Source organism: Maricaulis alexandrii, assembly GCF_005871165.1.
GTDB lineage: Bacteria > Pseudomonadota > Alphaproteobacteria > Caulobacterales > Maricaulaceae > Maricaulis > Maricaulis alexandrii.
Genome location: NZ_SWKP01000005.1, coordinates 455,784 through 472,842 on the forward strand (window position 1 = coordinate 455,784; position 17,059 = coordinate 472,842).

At 64.8% G+C, this 17,059-nt stretch carries 9 protein-coding genes; 7 read left to right on the forward strand and 2 right to left on the reverse strand.

Annotated features, from left to right (window positions below; all coding sequences use genetic code 11):
- The first annotated feature begins 47 nt into the window (after positions 1 to 47).
- Both FCS99_RS05550 and FCS99_RS05555 read left to right on the forward strand, forming a co-directional pair.
- The gene (locus tag FCS99_RS05550; RefSeq protein ID WP_138511080.1) at positions 48 to 3,245 is read left to right on the forward strand and encodes an efflux RND transporter permease subunit; all 3,198 of its coding nucleotides are present in this window, start codon (positions 48 to 50) and stop codon (positions 3,243 to 3,245) included.
- A complete protein-coding gene (locus FCS99_RS05555; RefSeq protein WP_138511081.1) occupies positions 3,242 to 4,666 on the forward strand; it encodes an efflux transporter outer membrane subunit in 1,425 nt (474 codons plus the stop codon). Before FCS99_RS05550 ends, FCS99_RS05555 begins: the two co-directional genes overlap by 4 nt.
- Here the strand turns inward: FCS99_RS05555 and FCS99_RS05560 are convergent.
- A complete protein-coding gene (locus tag FCS99_RS05560; RefSeq protein ID WP_138511082.1) occupies positions 4,663 to 4,974 on the reverse strand; it encodes a hypothetical protein in 312 nt (103 codons plus the stop codon). The two genes, FCS99_RS05555 and FCS99_RS05560, sit on opposite strands and share 4 nt — an antisense overlap.
- A 156-nt stretch (positions 4,975 to 5,130) precedes the next feature.
- On the opposite strand from FCS99_RS05560, the gene FCS99_RS05565 reads away from it, so the two are divergent.
- The 3 genes from FCS99_RS05565 to FCS99_RS05575 are packed head-to-tail and all read left to right on the forward strand — an operon-like array spanning position 5,131 to position 8,506.
- Complete coding sequence (locus FCS99_RS05565; RefSeq protein ID WP_138511083.1) at positions 5,131 to 6,597, forward strand: efflux RND transporter periplasmic adaptor subunit; 1,467 nt, start codon at positions 5,131 to 5,133, stop codon at positions 6,595 to 6,597.
- The gene (locus tag FCS99_RS05570) at positions 6,594 to 7,274 is read left to right on the forward strand and encodes an ABC transporter ATP-binding protein (RefSeq protein WP_138511084.1); all 681 of its coding nucleotides are present in this window, start codon (positions 6,594 to 6,596) and stop codon (positions 7,272 to 7,274) included. The genes FCS99_RS05565 and FCS99_RS05570 overlap by 4 nt, the downstream gene beginning before the upstream one ends.
- The gene (locus tag FCS99_RS05575; protein ID WP_138511085.1) at positions 7,271 to 8,506 is read left to right on the forward strand and encodes an ABC transporter permease; all 1,236 of its coding nucleotides are present in this window, start codon (positions 7,271 to 7,273) and stop codon (positions 8,504 to 8,506) included. Before FCS99_RS05570 ends, FCS99_RS05575 begins: the two co-directional genes overlap by 4 nt.
- Here FCS99_RS05575 and FCS99_RS05580 read toward each other — a convergent pair whose 3' ends face one another.
- On the reverse strand, positions 8,507 to 11,971 hold the full coding sequence (locus FCS99_RS05580; RefSeq protein ID WP_171036249.1) for a PAS domain-containing protein: 3,465 nt from the start codon (positions 11,969 to 11,971) through the stop codon (positions 8,507 to 8,509).
- Positions 11,972 to 12,243: 272 nt separating this feature from the next.
- On the opposite strand from FCS99_RS05580, the gene FCS99_RS05585 reads away from it, so the two are divergent.
- Together FCS99_RS05585 and FCS99_RS05590 are read left to right on the forward strand one after the other, a co-directional pair.
- Positions 12,244 to 14,103: an ABC transporter ATP-binding protein gene (locus tag FCS99_RS05585; RefSeq protein ID WP_138511087.1), complete on the forward strand. Its 1,860-nt coding sequence runs from the start codon at positions 12,244 to 12,246 to the stop codon at positions 14,101 to 14,103.
- An 85-nt stretch (positions 14,104 to 14,188) separates the two neighbouring features.
- Positions 14,189 to 17,056: a M16 family metallopeptidase gene (locus FCS99_RS05590; protein WP_138511088.1), complete on the forward strand. Its 2,868-nt coding sequence runs from the start codon at positions 14,189 to 14,191 to the stop codon at positions 17,054 to 17,056.
- Positions 17,057 to 17,059: the final 3 nt, after the last annotated feature.

The window sequence follows — 17,059 nt, forward strand, 5'->3', positions numbered from 1 at the left end:
GTCCGGGCCACTTTTTCCGCATTCCGACCGAGAAAAGAGTTCCGCCCATGCGGTTTTCCCACTTCTTCATCGACCGACCGATCTTTGCCGGGGTCGTGGCGATCTTCATCACGCTGATGGGTGTGTTCTCCTACCCGTCCCTGCCGCTGGCCCAGTATCCGGAGATTGCCCCGCCGACGATTTCGGTGACCGCATCCTATCCCGGTGCCACCGCGGAAGACCTGGCCGAACAGATTGCCGCGCCGCTGGAGCAGGAGATCAACGGCGTCGAGGACATGTTGTACATGACCTCCTCCGCGACCGCTTCGGGCCTGGTCAATCTCACCGTGACCTTCGCGCCGGGCACCGATCTGGATACCGCCCAGGTCCTGGTCCAGAACCGCGTCAATCGTGCCGAGCCGCGCCTGCCGGAACAGGTGCGACAGACCGGGGTGAGCGTGAACCAGGAATCCGCCGGCTTCCTGCTCATCGTTGCCCTGCGCTCCGATGATGGCAGTGTCGACCGCGCCTATCTGGGCAATTACGCCAACTCTGTGCTGCGGGACCAATTGCTGCGCCTGGAAGGCGTCGGCAATGTCCAGATTTTCGGCAGCGGCAATTATTCCATGCGCGTGTGGATCGATCCGGAACGGGCCGCCGCGAATGACATGACGGCCAGTGACATCGTGGCCGCCCTGCGCGCCCAGAACATCCAGGCGGCCGGTGGCAGCCTGGGCCGTCCGCCCTTCACCGACGCTTCGCCCGCCCCGTTCGAAATCCCGATCTCCGTCCAGGGCCGCCTGATTGCGGAAGACGAGTTCGAGAACGTCGTCATCAAGCGCGGCACGGATGGCCAGGTCACCCGCCTGCGCGATGTTGCGCGGGTGGAGATCACCGGAGAGGACTTCTCGGTGAATGGCTATTTCGGGGGCCAGCCGGGTGTCGGCATGGCGATCGTGCAGCAACCGGGCGCCAATGCGCTGGAAGCGGCCTCCGCCGTGCTGGATGCTGTGGAGGCGGCGTCGGAGAACTTCCCGGCCGGTGTCGACTACATGATCCCCTACAATCCGACCGAATTCGTCGAGGAATCCGTGTCTGCCGTGCAGCACACGCTGATCGAGGCGGTCTTCCTGGTCGTGCTGGTTGTCGTGATCTTCCTGCAGAACTGGCGCGCCGCCTTCATCCCGATCGTGGCCATTCCGGTGTCGATCGTGGGTGTGTTCGCGGTGCAGCTGGCGCTGGGCTTCTCGATCAATTCCCTGTCGCTCTTCGCCCTGGTCCTGGCTGTCGGCATCGTGGTCGATGACGCCATCATCGTGGTGGAGAATGTCGAACGCCTGATGCGCGAGGGGCGGTCCCCCCGCGAGGCGGCCCGGGAATCCATGACGGAAGTGTCCGGTGCCCTGATCGCCATGACGCTCGTCCTGGTCTCGGTCTTCATTCCGACGGCCTTCATTCCGGGCATTCCGGGGATTTTCTATCGCCAGTTTGCCGTCGCCATTGCCTCGGCCGCGCTGATCTCGCTGATCGTGTCGCTGACCCTGTCGCCGGCCCTCTGCGCGCTGATGCTGAAGCCGCACAAGGATGAAGACGACCAGCCGGGTCCGGCCTGGCTGGCCCCGATCCGCATCTTCTCGCGTGCCTTCAATTCCGGTTTTGACTGGATTTCGGAGAAATATTCCCTGCTGGTCGCACGCCTCCTGCGGGTGCTGGTCATGATGCTGATTGCCTATGCCGGCCTCCTGGCGGTGACCGGCTGGCGCTTGACCGACACGCCCACCGGCTTCATTCCGGAGCAGGATCAGGGCTTTCTGATCGGGGTGATCCAGCTGCAGCCCGGCGCGTCCCTGGCGCGGACCGATACGGTGGTGACCACGGCGATGAACACGCTGCTGGAAACCGAGGGTGTCGACACGCTGGTGGCGCTGGCGGGCATGAACGGGGCGACCTTCTCCCCGGCCTCGAATGCCGGTTTGATGTTCATCCGTCTGGACAGTTTCGAGGAGCGCGAAGGCCAGCCCGGCATGAGCGCCACGGCACTGGCGGGTCGTCTGACCGGTGTCATCAACCAGGCCATCCCGGAAGGTAGCGGCTTCATTATTGCGCCGCCGGCCGTGCGCGGTCTTGGCCAGGGGGGCGGTTTCAAGATGATGCTGCAGGCCCGGGACGGGCGCAGTTTCGAGGAGCTGCAGCAGGTCGCCTATGCCATGATGGGGGCGGCGGCCCAGGAAAGCCGGGTGAGCCAAGTCTACACCACATTCGACACCTCCTCGCCGCGCCTGCGGGTGGATGTCGACCGGGAGCGGGCCTTCCAGCTCGGCGTCGCCCCATCGGAAATCTACGCCACGCTCGGCACCTATCTCGGCTCGACCTATGTCAACGACTTCAACTTCCTGGGCCGTACGGTCCGGGTGACGGCCCAGGCCGACGCGCCCTTCCGCGATGAGGCGGCCGATGTCGGCCAGTTGCAGGTCCGGTCCAGTTCCGGCGAGATGGTGCCGCTGTCTGCCGTGGCCCGGATCATCGACGATACGGGTCCGGTGCGGGTGGTGCGTCACAACCTCTTCCCGGCCATCGAACTCCAGGGCCAGACCCCGCCGGGCGTCTCGACCGGCGAAGCGCTGGCCGCGATGGAGGAGCTGGCCGCCCAGATCCTGCCGGAAGGGGTCAGCTATGAATGGACCGAGATCGCCTATCAGCAGAAGGCGGCGGGCAATTCCGGCATGATCGTCTTCGTCTTTGCCGTGGTCTTCGTCTTCCTGGTCCTGGCGGCCCAGTATGAGGCCTTCACCCTGCCCTGGGCGGTGATCTTCATCGTGCCCATGTGTGTGCTGGCCGCCATGCTCGGCATCAATCTGGCCGGTCTGGACAATAATATCCTGACCCAGGTCGGTCTGGTGGTCCTGATCGCCCTGGCGGCCAAGAATGCCATCCTCCTGGTGGAGTTCTCCAAACAGGCCGAGGAGAAACAGGGTCTGACCCCGTCAAAAGCGGCGGTCGAGGGGGCGCGCATCCGCCTGCGCCCGATCCTGATGACGTCATTTGCCTTCATCTTCGGGGTGATGCCGCTGGCCTTTGCCCATGGTGCCGGTGCGGAAATGCGCCAGGCCATCGGGATCGCGGTCTTCTCCGGCATGATCGGGGTGACCCTGTTCGGCCTTCTCTTCACGCCGGTCTTCTATGTGATCGGCCGTATCATCTCCCGCCTCTTGCCCCAGGGCCCGTCTTCGGACGCGACCGATGGTTCGCATGGAGACCAAGCATGACCCGTATCCTGAAACCCCTGCTTCCCCTCCTGCTGGGCACGACCGTTCTGACTGCCTGTGCGACGACCGGCCCGGGTTATGACAATCCGTCTGCCCTGGCGGACCTGTCCGGCGAGGGCCTGCTGGCCACGCAGGCCGCGCTTCTGACGACCGAGGCGCCGGATGCGGCCTGGTGGTCGCTCTATGAGAGCCCGGCGATCGAGCAATTGGTCGGCGATGCCCTCGCGTCCAATCCGTCACTGGCCATCGCCCGCGCCAATCTGGAGCAGGCCCGCGCCGGGCTGGGCGAGGCCCGGTCGGCGCTCCTGCCGCAGACCGGGGTCTCGGCCTCGGGCGGGTATGTCCGTCAACCGTCCCAGACCGGCGGGTCGCCGGTGGAGAGTGATGCCTATTCCGCCGGGCTGGATGTCAGTTATGAGCTGGACTTTTTCGGCCGGGTCCGGGGTTCGGTGAACGCAGCGCAGGAAAGCGTTCTGGAAGCCGAAGCGGCCCGGGATGCGGCGCATATTCTTGTGATCGCCAATACGGTGCGTGCCTGGTCGGATTATTGTGCCAGTGCGGCCCTGATCGATGTTGCCACGGAAAATGTCGAGATCGCGCGCCAATCCTACCAGCTGACCGAGCGTCTCTACGAGGCGGGACGCGGCCTGCGGCTGGATGTGGTCCAAGCCCGTTCGGCCCTGGAAACCGCCGCGGCGGAACTGCCCAATCTCCAGGCGGCACAGGCCTCGGCCTTTTTCCGTCTGGGCACGCTGACTGGCCGGACGCCGGCGCAGATGCGCGCGGCCATTCCGTCCTGTGACGGCATTCCGGTGCTGGCCCAGCCCATCGCGGCCGGTGATGCCGGTTCACTAATCGCCCGGCGTCCCGATGTCCGCCAGGCCGAGCATGCCCTGGCCGGTGCCGCGGCGCGGGTCAATGTGGCCACGGCGGGGCTCTATCCCAGCGTGGTTCTGGGTGGCTCCGTCTCGTCCACTGCGCTGGATATCGGCGATCTGGGGGATGATGACGGGCTGACGATCTCGCTCGGTCCGGTGATGAGCTGGTCCTTCCCCAATCTGACGGCCTCGCGGGCGCGACTGGCCAGTGCGGAAGCCGGGGCTGATGCAGCGCTGGCCCGCTTTGACCTCACCGTGCTGACGGCGTTGCAGGAAACCGAAACGGCCCTGGCCGCTTTCGTCTCCGAACGCGAACGCCAGCGCTCGCTGGAGATTGCCCGGGATGCGGCGCGCGAAGCGGCAGAACTGGCCCGGGTGCGCTATCGCGCCGGAGCGGACAGTTTTGTGGTGGTGCTGGATGCCGAGCGGACGCTGGCCAGTGCCCAGACCGCCCTGGTGCGCTCGCAGGCCGCGGTCGCCAGCGCCCAGGTGGATATCTTCCTGGCACTGGGCGGCGGTTGGCCGATGACGGAGACGGGCTAGCCGGCCTTCACGAGATTGATCAGGTTGAGGACGACCGCCACATTGAACATCAGGCCGAGCAGGCTCATCACGGCAGCGATCGCGGCCACCCCAGCCAGGACCAGGGCGCGGACCGGCAGCATCATCGCCGCGTGCAGCTTTTCCCGGGCCGACCAGCGTGGCCGTGTCATGCGTTCGGTCAGGTCGCGGAAACCGCCGCGCCACAGGCAGACCGTGATCAACAGCCAGACCAGGCCGCCGGCAAAGGGCGATGCCTTCAGGGCCAGGCCCATACCCGGCACGTCGAGAAGGGCTCGAAACTCGTCCACGCAAAAACTCTCTCTTCAGGAGGCTGTCTTTGCATAGCCTTTCCGCGGACTGCGCGCTACATCCACGAAAACACACCGTGTTCGACGGATTGTCCGGCCTGACCCGTTCAACGGGTTTGATCCGGATTGCGGGGGCATCCGCCAAAGGGGATTTGCATGCTTGAGAACAAGCGTTTGTGGGCGGCGATTGCAGCCGTGATCATTCTGGTGGCCGCGGGCTGGTGGTTGTTCGGGCGGTCCGGCGGCGGTTCGGGCGAGATCGTCATCGAGACGGAAGTGGCGGCGAACGGGGATGTCCGGCGCATCGTGGCCGCCTCGGGGGCTGTTCGCGCCCTGGTCACGGTCGAGGTCGGGTCGCAATTGTCCGGACAGATTTCCGAACTGACGGCCGATTTCAATGACCTGGTGGAAGCCGGCCAGGTGATTGCCCGGCTTGACCCGCAAACCTATGAGACCCGGGTGCGCGAAGCGGAAGCTTCCCGCGCCACGGCCGCTGCCAGCCTGGAGCTCCAGCGCGCCTCGCTGGCCCGGGTCCAGGCCAATCTGCGCGAAGCCCAGCTGGAATATGACCGCATGTCGACCCTGCAGGCCCGCGGAACCGTGGCCCAGTCGGCGCTCGACACGGCGGAGACCGCCCTGGCGGCCGCGCAGGCGGAGATGGGCGTGGCCCGGGCCCAGATCACCAATGCCGAAGCCGTCCTGGCCCAGCGCGATGCGACCCTGGAAGGTGCGCGGATTGACCTGGAGCGGACCACGATCCGGGCGCCGATCCATGGCGTGGTGGTCGACCGCGCCGTGGATGTCGGACAGACCGTGGCGGCCTCCCTGTCAGCGCCCATCCTGTTCACCATCGCCCAGGATCTGGGCCAGGTGCAGATCGATGCCCAGGTGGATGAGGCGGATATCGGCCAGATCCAGCAGGGCCAGACCGTGCGCTTCACCGTGGACGCCCATCCCGATACGGAGCTGACCGGGCAGGTCGAGCAGATCCGTCTGGCGCCGGAAACCCTGAACAATGTCGTGACCTATACGGTGGTCGTCTCGGCGGCCAATCCGGGTCAGCGCCTGCTGCCGGGCATGACAGCCAATATGGACATCATCACGGGTGAGCGCAGCGATGTGCTGGTCGTGGGGAATGGCGCGCTGCGTTTCCGCCCGTCCCCGGCCCTGGAAGACCGCTCGCGTCCGCTGGAAGCCCTCGGTGCCGGAGGCGGACCGCAACGCGGTGGCCCGGGCGGTGATCCGATGGCCCGCATGGCCGAACAGCTCGGCCTCAGCGAGAGCCAGCAGGAACAGGCGCGCAGCGTCTTCATGCAGGCCATGGGGCGGGCCCGTGCCGCAGCTCAGGCGGGCGGCGAGTTCGATCGCGAAGGCATGCAGGCGGATATTGCGCGCGGCATGGAAGCCATTCTCGATGCCGATCAGTTGGAGCGCTATCGCACGATGATGCGGGAAATGCGCGAGACCCGGCTGGCGACGCTCTGGGTCCAGACGGAGGATGGCCTGCTGGAAGAGCGCCGGGTCCGCCTGGGCATTTCCGACAGCCAGACCACGGAAGTGGTGGGCGGTGATCTGGAACCGGGCGAGGCGGTGGTCACCCGCGCCCGCGAGGTGCGCGAATGAGCGCACTGATCGAATGCCGTGACCTGGTCAAGACCTACACGATGGGGGACCAGACGGTCCGCGCCCTGGACGGGGTCAGCCTGGACATCGAGGCGGGTGACTATGTCGCCATCATGGGGGCGTCCGGGTCCGGCAAGTCGACCCTGATGAATTTGATGGGCGCGCTGGACCGGCCCACCGCCGGCTCCCTACGCATTGCCGGTGAGGAACTCGCCGGCCTGGATGCCGACCGGCTGGCAGCCTTCCGGAACCGGACGATCGGTTTTGTGTTCCAGCAATTCAATCTCCTGCCCCGCACCACGGCGTTGGAGAATGCGGCCCTGCCGCTGGTCTATGCCGGCGTTCCGGCGGAGGAACGCCGCCGCCGGGCCCTGTCGCGCCTGGAACAGGTCGGCCTGGGCGAGCGCGTCGACCACCACCCCTCGCAATTGTCCGGCGGCCAGCAACAGCGCGTCGCGATCGCCCGCTCCCTGGTCAATGATCCCAAAATCCTGCTCGCCGATGAACCGACCGGGGCGCTCGACAGCCAGACCTCCGAAGACATCATGCGGATTTTCGACACGCTGAACCGCGAAGGCATCACGATTATTCTCGTGACTCACGAACAGGAAGTGGCCGAGCATGCGCGCCGCCAGATCGTGTTTCGCGACGGCCAGATCCTGGAGGACCGGTCATGAATCTGATTTCCTCGCTTCGCATCGCCCTGATCGCCCTGCGCGTGAATGCCCTGCGCAGTGCCCTGGCCATGCTGGGCGTCATCATCGGTGTCGCCTCGGTGATCGTCCTGGTCTCCATCAGCGAAGGAACCAAGCGGGCCGTCGAGGAACAGATCGCCAGTTTCGGCGCCAATCTCCTCATCATCCGTCCCGGCTCCTCCATGTTCGGCGGCCGGCATGGCGGTGCCGGCACGGCGGATCCGCTGACCGACAGTGATGTCGAAGCCATCCGCAACGAGGTCGCGGGCCTGGCCGGCGTGTCGGGTGAGGTGAATGCGTCCTCGACCGTGGTATTCGGCGGGGTCAATTGGTCGACCCGGATCCAGGGCGTGAACCCGGACTATTTCTCCGCCCGGGACTGGACCATCGCCGAGGGCCGGACTTTTTCCGGGGCCGAGGACCAGTCCGGCCGGCGCTATGTGGTTGTCGGTCAGACCATCATCAATGAATTGTTCGACGGGGCTGACCCGGTCGGCCAGGCGATCCGGATCGGCGGGCAGCCCTTCGAGGTGATCGGGACCGTCGCACCCAAGGGCGAAAACTCCTGGGGCATGGACCAGGACGACATCATCTTCGCCCCCCTCAACACGATCCGCCAGCGCTTCGGGGCCGGTATCCGCGGGACGCAGCGCGATGCGGTGCAGACCATCTATGCCGATATCGCGCCGGGGGAATCCACCGGTCGCGTGATCGCGGACATTCAGGACCTGTTGCGAATCCGGCGGGATGTGCCGCCCGGAGCGGAAGATGATTTCGCGGTCGGTTCGCTGGCCGAATTCATCCGCGCCCGCAATGAGACAGAGAGCCAGTTGGGCCTCCTGCTCGCTGTGGGGGCGGCCATCGTGTTGCTGGTCGGCGGGATCGGGATCATGAACATCATGCTCGTCTCGGTGACCGAGCGGACCCGGGAGATCGGGCTGCGCCTTGCCGTCGGTGCCAAGCGCCGCGACGTGCGCAACCAGTTCCTGATCGAGAGTATCGTCCTGTGCCTGATCGGCGGGCTGGCGGGCCTGGTCACGGGGGTCGGCGGGACGCTGATCTATGCCCAGGTCGGACAGCTGGACATCGCGATCGATCCGATGATTGTCGGCATCGCGATCGGGGCGTCGGCCCTGGTCGGCGTCTTTTTCGGCCTGTATCCGGCGCACCGGGCGTCGCGGCTCGATCCGATCGACGCGTTGCGCTTCGAATAGCTATTTGGCCGCCAGGTCCGCGTCGGTGTCCGCCGGTGTTGCCTGGCGGACCTTGCCGGGGAAGAGCACGGAGAATTTCGCGCCCTTGCCTTCCTCGCTTTCCACCCAGATCTGACCGTTATGGCGTTCCACGGCCTGGCGGACGATGGCCAGTCCGATTCCCGTCCCTTTGTAGGCTTCCCGGGAGTGCAGGCGCTGGAAGGGCGCGAAAATCTTTTCCGCGAACTTCACGTCGAGCCCGATCCCGTTATCCGTGACGCTAATGACCCAGCCCTTTTCATGGGGATGGGCATCGATGGTGACTTCCGGCACCGCGTCGGCGCGATACTTGATCGCATTGGAAATCAGGTTCTGCAGGATCTGGTCGAGCAAGGTCGGGTCTGCCTGGACCATGGGCAGGTCGCCGATCATCAGGCGGGCCCCGCTTTCCGTGATCGAGGCATCGAGATTTTCCAGCACATCATTGACGGCCCGGCGAACATCGACCGGGCGCGGCTCGATGGATTGGCTGGCGAGGCGGGAATAGGCCAGCAGATCATCGATCAGGCGCTGCATGCGGTGCGCGGCATCCACCAGGAAGTCCAGATGGCGGACTCCGTCCTCGTCCAATTGGTCGGCATAACGGCGTTGGACCAGGCTGGAGAAGGCGGCGATCTTGCGTAGCGGTTCCTGCAGGTCATGCGAGGCGACCGTCGCAAAGCGGTCGAGCTCGCGATTGGTCCGCGCCAGGTCCTCATTCGCTTTGAACAGGGCCGTGACATTGGTGATCACGGCGTAAGAGCGCAGAGGCTTGCCGGCTTCATCCCGCTCCAGGAAGGAAGACAGCAGGCCGTGCATGATCGTGCCGTTCTTGCGAACGAAACGATAGGCGATATCAGCATTATAGCCGTGCTCGAACAGGTAGGGCAGGCTTTCCGAGAGCGCCTGTTCGCGTGACTCCGGATCGAGGAATTCCACGGATTTGCGGCCGATCACTTCCTGGCGTTCATAGCCCAGCTGGGCCAGCCAGTAGTCCGATACCTCGACGATGTAACCATCGGCGTCGATCGTGTGCATCATGGCCGGCGAGGCCCGGTAGATGCGCTCGAAGCGCTGCTGCCGTTCCGCCAGGTCCAGCTCGGCGCGTCGGGCGGCATCGATATTCCAGATCACGCCGCTGCCGACACAGGGTTTGCCCTGGTTGTCATGTTCGACCACGCCGCCGGTGACGCGATACCAGTACCAGTTTCCATCGGGGTGTTTGAGACGGTATTCCGCGTCCGACCGGGTGCGCTTGCCGGACAGTGTGTCATTCATCATTTCCGACAGGTTGGGCAGGTCGTCCGGATGGATGAAGCTGACCCATTCAACCACATCCAGATCGATGTGCGTCCGGTCGCCTGTCAGGGCCGCAACAACCGAACCGCTCAGAGAAATCGTGCCCCGGGCATAATCATGCCGCCAGGTGCCCAGGGCCGCGGCATCCACGGCTTCGGAAATCTGCAGGTCGCGCTCGGACAGGCGCCTTTCGGCCTCGATGCGTTCGGTCACATCGGTGATAAAGCCCGTTGCATTAAGGGGCTTTCCGTCATCGCCGCGCTCGGATACCCGGCCGCGATTGTGGATATGGATCCAGCCGGCACGGTCGGACCGGTAGCGGACGACGTAATCGATGGTTTCGCTGCGGCCGCGGATGAGGTCGTTCAGGCTTTTGTTGCAGATCTTGCGGTCTTCCGGATGGACCCGTTCCAGCCAGTCATCATAGCTGATGCGGGCATCGCGCGGTGGCAATCCGACCATTTCGGAAATCACGGCGGTGATCTCGGTGATGCGCTGGCGCAGGTCGAGACGCCAGGCGCCCTCATTGGCGGCCCGCAAGGCGTCCCGCAGGCGGGATTCGCTCTGCCGCAGGGCTTCAGCCAGGCGGTGTTCCTCGGAGATATTGGTCAAGACGCCGGTCAGGCGTTTGGGATGGCCCTCCGGTGTCCACTCCACGATCCGGCCCTGGCTGCGCAGCCAGACCTCGCTGCCATCGGCGGCCACCATCGGGAAGTCCCCGAACATCGCATCCAGAACCGACTGAGGGGATTGTCGCGTCGCGGACTTCAGTTCGGTGTGGTGCTGGTAGACCCGGGTCCGGTCATATCCGGGGGCATTCTTCATCCAGGCGTCGAAACTCAGCTCGGCATCCAGATCGCCCAGGCCCAGCAGGGAGACCGCAAAACCGGAGACCCGGAGCCTGTCGTCCTGGACGTCCCAGTTCCAGGTCCCGGCATTGGCCGAGTCCACCGCCTCCCGAAGCATGTCTTCGCTTTCGGCGATGACGGCTTCCATGGCCTTGCGCTCGGTGACATCGGTCAGCACGCCAGCCACTACCGGTTGGCTGGCGGGCGGGTTGATCAGCCGGCCACGCGACCGGAGCCAGACCCACATATTCGTGCGCTTGTCCAGGAACTGGTATTCCAGATCCATCGTGTCCGCGTCTCCATTGACGAGGTCGCGGATGCGCTGGGAGACAATCGCCTTGTGGTCCGGATGGGTCTGTTCCGTCCAGCGGTCGGCCTCGATCGTGTCTTCATCCTCGTCCAGTCCCAGCATGTCCCGGATTTCGCCGAACGGTGCGATGCGGCGTGTGTCGGGACGGAATTCCCAGACACCGCAGGAACCGGCCTCGATGGCATTGGCCAGCTGGCGTTCCCGTTCGGCCAGCTTCTCTTCCAGCGCCTGGCGGTCGGTGACATCGGAGACCACACCGGACACCCGCAAAGACGTGCCGTCCCGCATGAATTCGGTCACCCGGCCGCGCATGTGCAGCCAGCGCCATTCGCCATCCGCCCGCTGGGCCTGGAAGACGGAGTCGAGGGCTTCGGTGGGATGGGTGCGCAGATGCTGGATCGCGGCCTCGACCCGGTTTCGCATGCCCGGCTCGACGACATCCAGCCAGCGTTCCAGGCTGATTGTCGCGTCCGTGGTGCCGATGCCGAGGAATTCATTGATGAAGCCGCGCGTCGACCCGAGGCCGGTGACCAGGTTGAGCGAGAAGGCGCCTTCATTGGCCGAGGCGAGGGCTGCGCGCAGCTGAATGTCGCTGGCTTCCAGCTTGGCCTTGAGTGTCAGTTCGGAAGACGCATCGCGAATGATCAGCATGATTTCCGGCGCTTTGGCCGGATCTTCCGCCTCGATCCGGACCGCCACGGTCTCGCCATCGAAGACGCGGCCGGGCAGGGAGCGGTATCGGGCCGTAAAGCTGTGCTCCATCCGGTCATGGTGCAGGCCGAAACCGGCTTCGGACAGGCGCTCGAAATCCTTGGGATAGGCAAACAGGACCTGCGCCGTCCGGCCGGCCATCTCGGTGATGGCGGGACCGAAGAGGCGTTGGGCGGCCGGGTTGAATGAGCGCAGTTGCAGATCGTCATCAATCAGGATGACGGCATTCGGAGTGCTTTGATACAGCGCGCGCAGACGGTCGTCAGAACGTCGGGTCACGCAGGCCTCCGGATGTGTTTCCGCCGGGTTCTCAGTCCCATTCTCCCGCAGTTTTTGTGTGGTTGGCGTCATCTTGCATCAAGCGGGCCCGGTTGGAAAAGATTTCTCGTCGCATACTGCAATTCCTTGTTTTGACGGGAAAGACGCGCGAGGGGCGCTTCTTTGCCGCAACAGGTCGTGGCAGCGCGCTGCGGCAGGCCTGAGGCGAGGACTGGTCATGGCGAAATCCGCCGATATGCTCTGCGCTGACCCCGGGGTGGAGGAGTAGTGAATTGACGACCAGCGGTAACGCCGAATCCGATAAGGATCCGATCCTTCAGGTCTCCGACCTGTCCGTGACCTTCAGCACGCCTGATGGCGATGTGAATGCGGTCAAGGGCGTGTCCCTGGATATCAGCGCCGGGGAATGCCTCGCTGTCGTCGGCGAATCCGGTTCGGGCAAGAGCCAGACCTTCCTCGCTGCAATGGGTCTCCTGGCCTCCAACGGCAAGGCGGAGGGCTCGATCAAGTATCGCGGCCAGGAAATCCTCGGCCTGCCCCCGAAGAAACTCAATACGGTGCGCGGCCGGAAGATGACCATGATCTTCCAGGACCCGCTGACCTCGCTGACCCCGCACATGCGCATCGGTGCCCAGATGGAAGAAGTCCTGGGCATTCACATGAAGCTCAAGGGCAAGGCCGCCGAGCAACGCGCCCTGGAATGGCTCAACCGTGTGCGCATTCCCGAGGCCGCCCGGCGCTTGCAGCAATTCCCGCACGAACTCTCCGGCGGCATGCGCCAGCGTGTCATGATCGCCATGTCCATGCTGTGCGAACCGGACCTTTTGATCTGTGATGAGCCGACCACGGCGCTGGACGTGACCGTGCAGGCGGAAGTCCTGGACATCATGGACGAGCTGAAGCGCGAAACCGGGGCCGCCCTGGCCCTGATCACCCACGATATGGGCGTTGTTGCGCGGATGGCCGACCGGGCCCAGGTGATGAAGAATGGTGTCTATGTCGAGGGCGGTGATATCGAGGATATCTTCAACGCCCCGAAGGATGACTATACCCGCATGCTGCTGGACGCGATGCCGCGTCTGGACCAGCCGGACCGTCCGGGCCACACGCCGCTGAAAGCCGTGCCGGATGCGGAGACGGCTGAGCCCCTGCTCAAAGTGGATGATGTGAAGGTCCAGTTCCCGATCCGGGTCTCCGGCGGGTTCAAGCCGCAATACAAGACACTGCGCGCCGTCGACGGGATCAGCTTTGACCTCAAACCGGGCGAGACGCTCGGTGTCGTCGGCGAATCCGGTTGCGGCAAGTCGACCCTGGCGCGTGCCGTGCTGCGGCTGGTGCCGTCGACCGCCGGGACGGTGTCCTGGATCGGCAAGGATTTGCTCGGCATGAAGTCGAACGAGCTGCGCAAGTCCCGCGAAGACCTGCAGATCGTGTTCCAGGACCCCATGGCCTCGCTCAATCCGCGCATGACGATTGGCGCCTCCATCGAGGAACCGATGCTGACCTTCCGCAAGTCGATGAAGAAGAAGGCACGGACCGAAGCGGTGCGCGCGATGATGGAAAAGGTCGGCCTCGACCCGGACATGATCAACCGCTACCCGCACGAGCTCTCCGGCGGCCAGAACCAGCGCGTCGGCATTGCCCGGGCGATGATCCTGAACCCCAAATTGGTGATCTGCGACGAGGCGGTGTCCGCGCTCGATGTGTCGATCCAGGCCCAGATTGTGCGCCTGCTGATCGAGCTTCAGCAGGAGCTGGACCTGTCGATGATCTTCATTTCCCACGACCTGTCGGTCGTGCGGGAAATCTCCCACCGCGTGATGGTTCTCTATCTGGGCCGTGTGGTGGAAATGGCCAATCGCGAGCAGATCTATGAAGATGCCCGCCACCCTTATACCAAGGCGCTGATCTCGGCGGTTCCGGTGCCCGATCCGGCGATCGAGAAGGCCAAGGTGCGGGTCAAGCTGGATGGCGAATTGCCCTCGCCGATGGATACGCGTGCCCAGCTGCGCTTCATGAAGTCCAAATTGGTCGATGACCCGGATGCCGAACAATACCGGCCCCAGCTGATCGAGGTGGAAACCGGGCATTGGGTCGCGGAGCACGACCCTGAAGCCGAGGATGCTGCCTGAAGCAATTGCAGGCCTTTCCGCTTATTTACTCGACACATCGCCATGCCTCTCTAGGTTTCGGGGTAACACGAACCGGGAGACGTGAATGACCTTTGCGCGCGAAATGAAGTGGCTCGGCGGCGCCGTGGCCGGTCTGGCCCTGCTGGTCCTGCCCGCCTGTCAGCCTGCCGAGACGCCTGAACCCGTCGCGGACTACAGCTTCGTGCATGAGGTCTCCGATCTGCCGGCCGATCCGGCGATCCGCTATGGCGAGCTGGAAAACGGGATGCGCTATGCCATCCTGGCCAACCAGACCCCGCCGAACACGGCGGCGGTCCGCCTGGTGTTCAATGTCGGCTCCCTGGCCGAAGCCGAGGACCAGCGCGGCCTGGCCCACTTCATCGAACACATGGCCTTCAATGGCTCCACCGAAGTGCCGGAAGGCGAAATGGTGCCCTTGCTGGAGCGTTTCGGCCTACAATTCGGTCCCGATACCAATGCTTTCACCGGCCGGGACACGGTGGGCTATCAGCTCGACATTCCCGAGGTGGACCCGGAGACCGTGGATACCGCGCTCTTCCTGATGCGCCAGACCGCCAGCGAGCTGTTGATGGACCCGGATGCGATCGACCGTGAGCGCGGCGTGATCCTGTCGGAGGAACGTTTCCGTAATACGCCAATCCGCCGCTGGAACAATGCGCTCTGGCGTTTCCGCCTGCCCGAAACCCGGGTCGCCGACCGCGATGCCATCGGCACGGTCGAAGTGATCGAGACCGCCGGGCGCGAACAATTCGTGGACTATTACGAGAATTATTACGTGCCGCAGCGCGCCCTGCTCGTGGTCACCGGCGATATTGATCCGGACACGACCGAGGCGAAGATCCGGGACGGCTTTGCCAGCTGGACCTCGATCGAGGATCCGCGCGGCGATCCGGACATCGGGACCTTCGATCCGGACCGGCCGATGTCGGTGGGTTATTTCAACGACCCGGAAATCTACACCATTTTCACCGTCGACGTGATGCAGCCCCATGAGCCGCAACTGGATACGGCCGAGGCGCGGTTCCGGAACAATCTGGCTTCGCTGGGGGACCGCATCCTGTCGCGCCGCTTTGCGACGCTGACCAGTTCGGGCAATTCGCCCCTGATCCAGGCCTCGGCGGCCCATTCCTCCGATTTCGAATTGGCCGACCGGGCCAGTGTCCTGGCCGTGGCACGACCGGACCAATGGCGCGAGGCCGTGGCCAGCGTCGAACAGGAATTGCGCCGGGCCCTGGAGCACGGCTTCACCGAAGCGGAACTGGCCGAGCAATTGGCCAATATGCACACCTCGCTGCGCGATGCCGCCGACCAGGCCGGGACCCGGACCAGTGCCGGCCTGTCCGACCAGATCTGGTCGAACTGGCGCCAGGACCAGGTCATGACGACGCCGGCCTCCATGCTCGAGCGTTTCGAGGCCTCGCTGGATGACGTCACGGTGGAGGCGGTCAATGCCGCCTTCCGCGACCAGTGGGACGGCGGTGCGCCGCTCCTCTTCCTGGCCACGCCGCTGGCCCTGCCGGAGGCGGAAACCGCGATCCGCGAAGCCTGGGAATCCAGTGCGCAGGAACCGGTTTCGCCGCCGGAAGAGGGCGGAGCGACCGAGTTTGCCTATGGTGATTTCGGTCCCGCCGGCACCGTGGTGGAGCGCGACGAGGTCGAGGATCTCGGCCTGGTGCGGTTCCGCTTTGAGAATGGTGTCGCAGTGACCTTCAAACAGACCGATTTCGAGGACCGTTCGGTGCGGATCCGGGCCGATTTCGGGCGCGGTGAACTCGAACCGCGGGCCCAGGACGGTGTCGATATCATCGCCGGATCGGTCTTCACCTCCTCCGGGCTCGGCGCGCACAGCGACGACGAGTTGGGCCGGGTCCTGGCCGGGCGCAATGTCAGTGGCGGGTTCGCGGTCGGGGATGACAGTTTCATCCTGCAGGGCAGCACGACGCCGTCCGATCTGCGTGTCCAGTTCGATCTGCTGGCAGCCTATCTCACCGATCCGGGCTGGCGCCAGGAAGGGCTGGACCAGTTCCGGGCCGTGATCCCGGAAATCCGACGCAATCTCTATTCCTCGCCGAGCGGGGTCCTGCAGGCCGATGTCACCCGGATGATCCGGTCCGGCGATCCGCGCTATGGACTGCCCGATGCAGAACAGGTGGCGGCGATCGACATGGACGCGGTCCGCGCCTTCCTCACCCCGGCCCTGAGCGAAGCGCCAATCGAAGTGACCGTGGTGGGTGATATCACCGAAGAGGAATTGGTGGCCGCCATGGCGCCGACGCTCGGCGCCCTGCCGCCGCGGGCGGAGGACTGGCCGGATTATGACGAGGCCCGAACGATCCGTTTCCCCGACCCGGTCAGCGAACCGGTCGTGCTCTATCACAATGGGCCCGACTACCAGGCCATGGCGAATGTCTACTGGCCGACCTTTGATGACAGTGATCCGCACCGGACGCGGGCCCTGTCCCTGTTGCGGGCCGTGTTCGACCTGAAACTGACCGAACGCCTGCGCGAACAGGAGGGCTTCACCTATTCCGCCTTCAACAATGACACCGCGTCCGATGTCTATCCGGATTATGGCTATCTCTATGTCGGGGCGGATGTGCGTCTGGACGATGTGGATGCGACCTATGCCGCCATTGATGAGCTGGCCGCGGATCTGGCCGGCGGGGCGATTTCCGAGGACGAATTGCTGCGGGCCCGCAGGCCGTTGCTGGAGCAGATCGAGAATGCCTTCGAGAATAATGGCGCCTGGATGAGCTGGCTGTCGCAGTCCTGGGCGCATCCGGAGCGCCTGGACCGGGTGCGAGCCCTGACGGCTGACTATGAGAGCATCACGCGGGAAGAATTGGTGGCATTGGCGAGCGAATACCTGCAAGCCGAGCGCAGCTGGCGGGTCACCATCCTGCCGCGCGAGCCTGAAACCTCCGAGGAGTAAGCC

Excerpts from the sequence above, each read along its gene's own strand:
- FCS99_RS05555 (WP_138511081.1), top strand. The coding sequence starts at position 3,242 with ATGACCCGTATCCTGAAACCCCTGCTTCCCCTCCTGCTGGGCACGACC.
- FCS99_RS05590 (WP_138511088.1), top strand. The coding sequence starts at position 14,189 with ATGACCTTTGCGCGCGAAATGAAGTGGCTCGGCGGCGCCGTGGCCGGT.
- FCS99_RS05575 (WP_138511085.1), top strand. The coding sequence starts at position 7,271 with ATGAATCTGATTTCCTCGCTTCGCATCGCCCTGATCGCCCTGCGCGTG.
- FCS99_RS05565 (WP_138511083.1), top strand. The coding sequence starts at position 5,131 with ATGCTTGAGAACAAGCGTTTGTGGGCGGCGATTGCAGCCGTGATCATT.
- FCS99_RS05570 (WP_138511084.1), top strand. The coding sequence starts at position 6,594 with ATGAGCGCACTGATCGAATGCCGTGACCTGGTCAAGACCTACACGATG.
- FCS99_RS05550 (WP_138511080.1), top strand. The coding sequence starts at position 48 with ATGCGGTTTTCCCACTTCTTCATCGACCGACCGATCTTTGCCGGGGTC.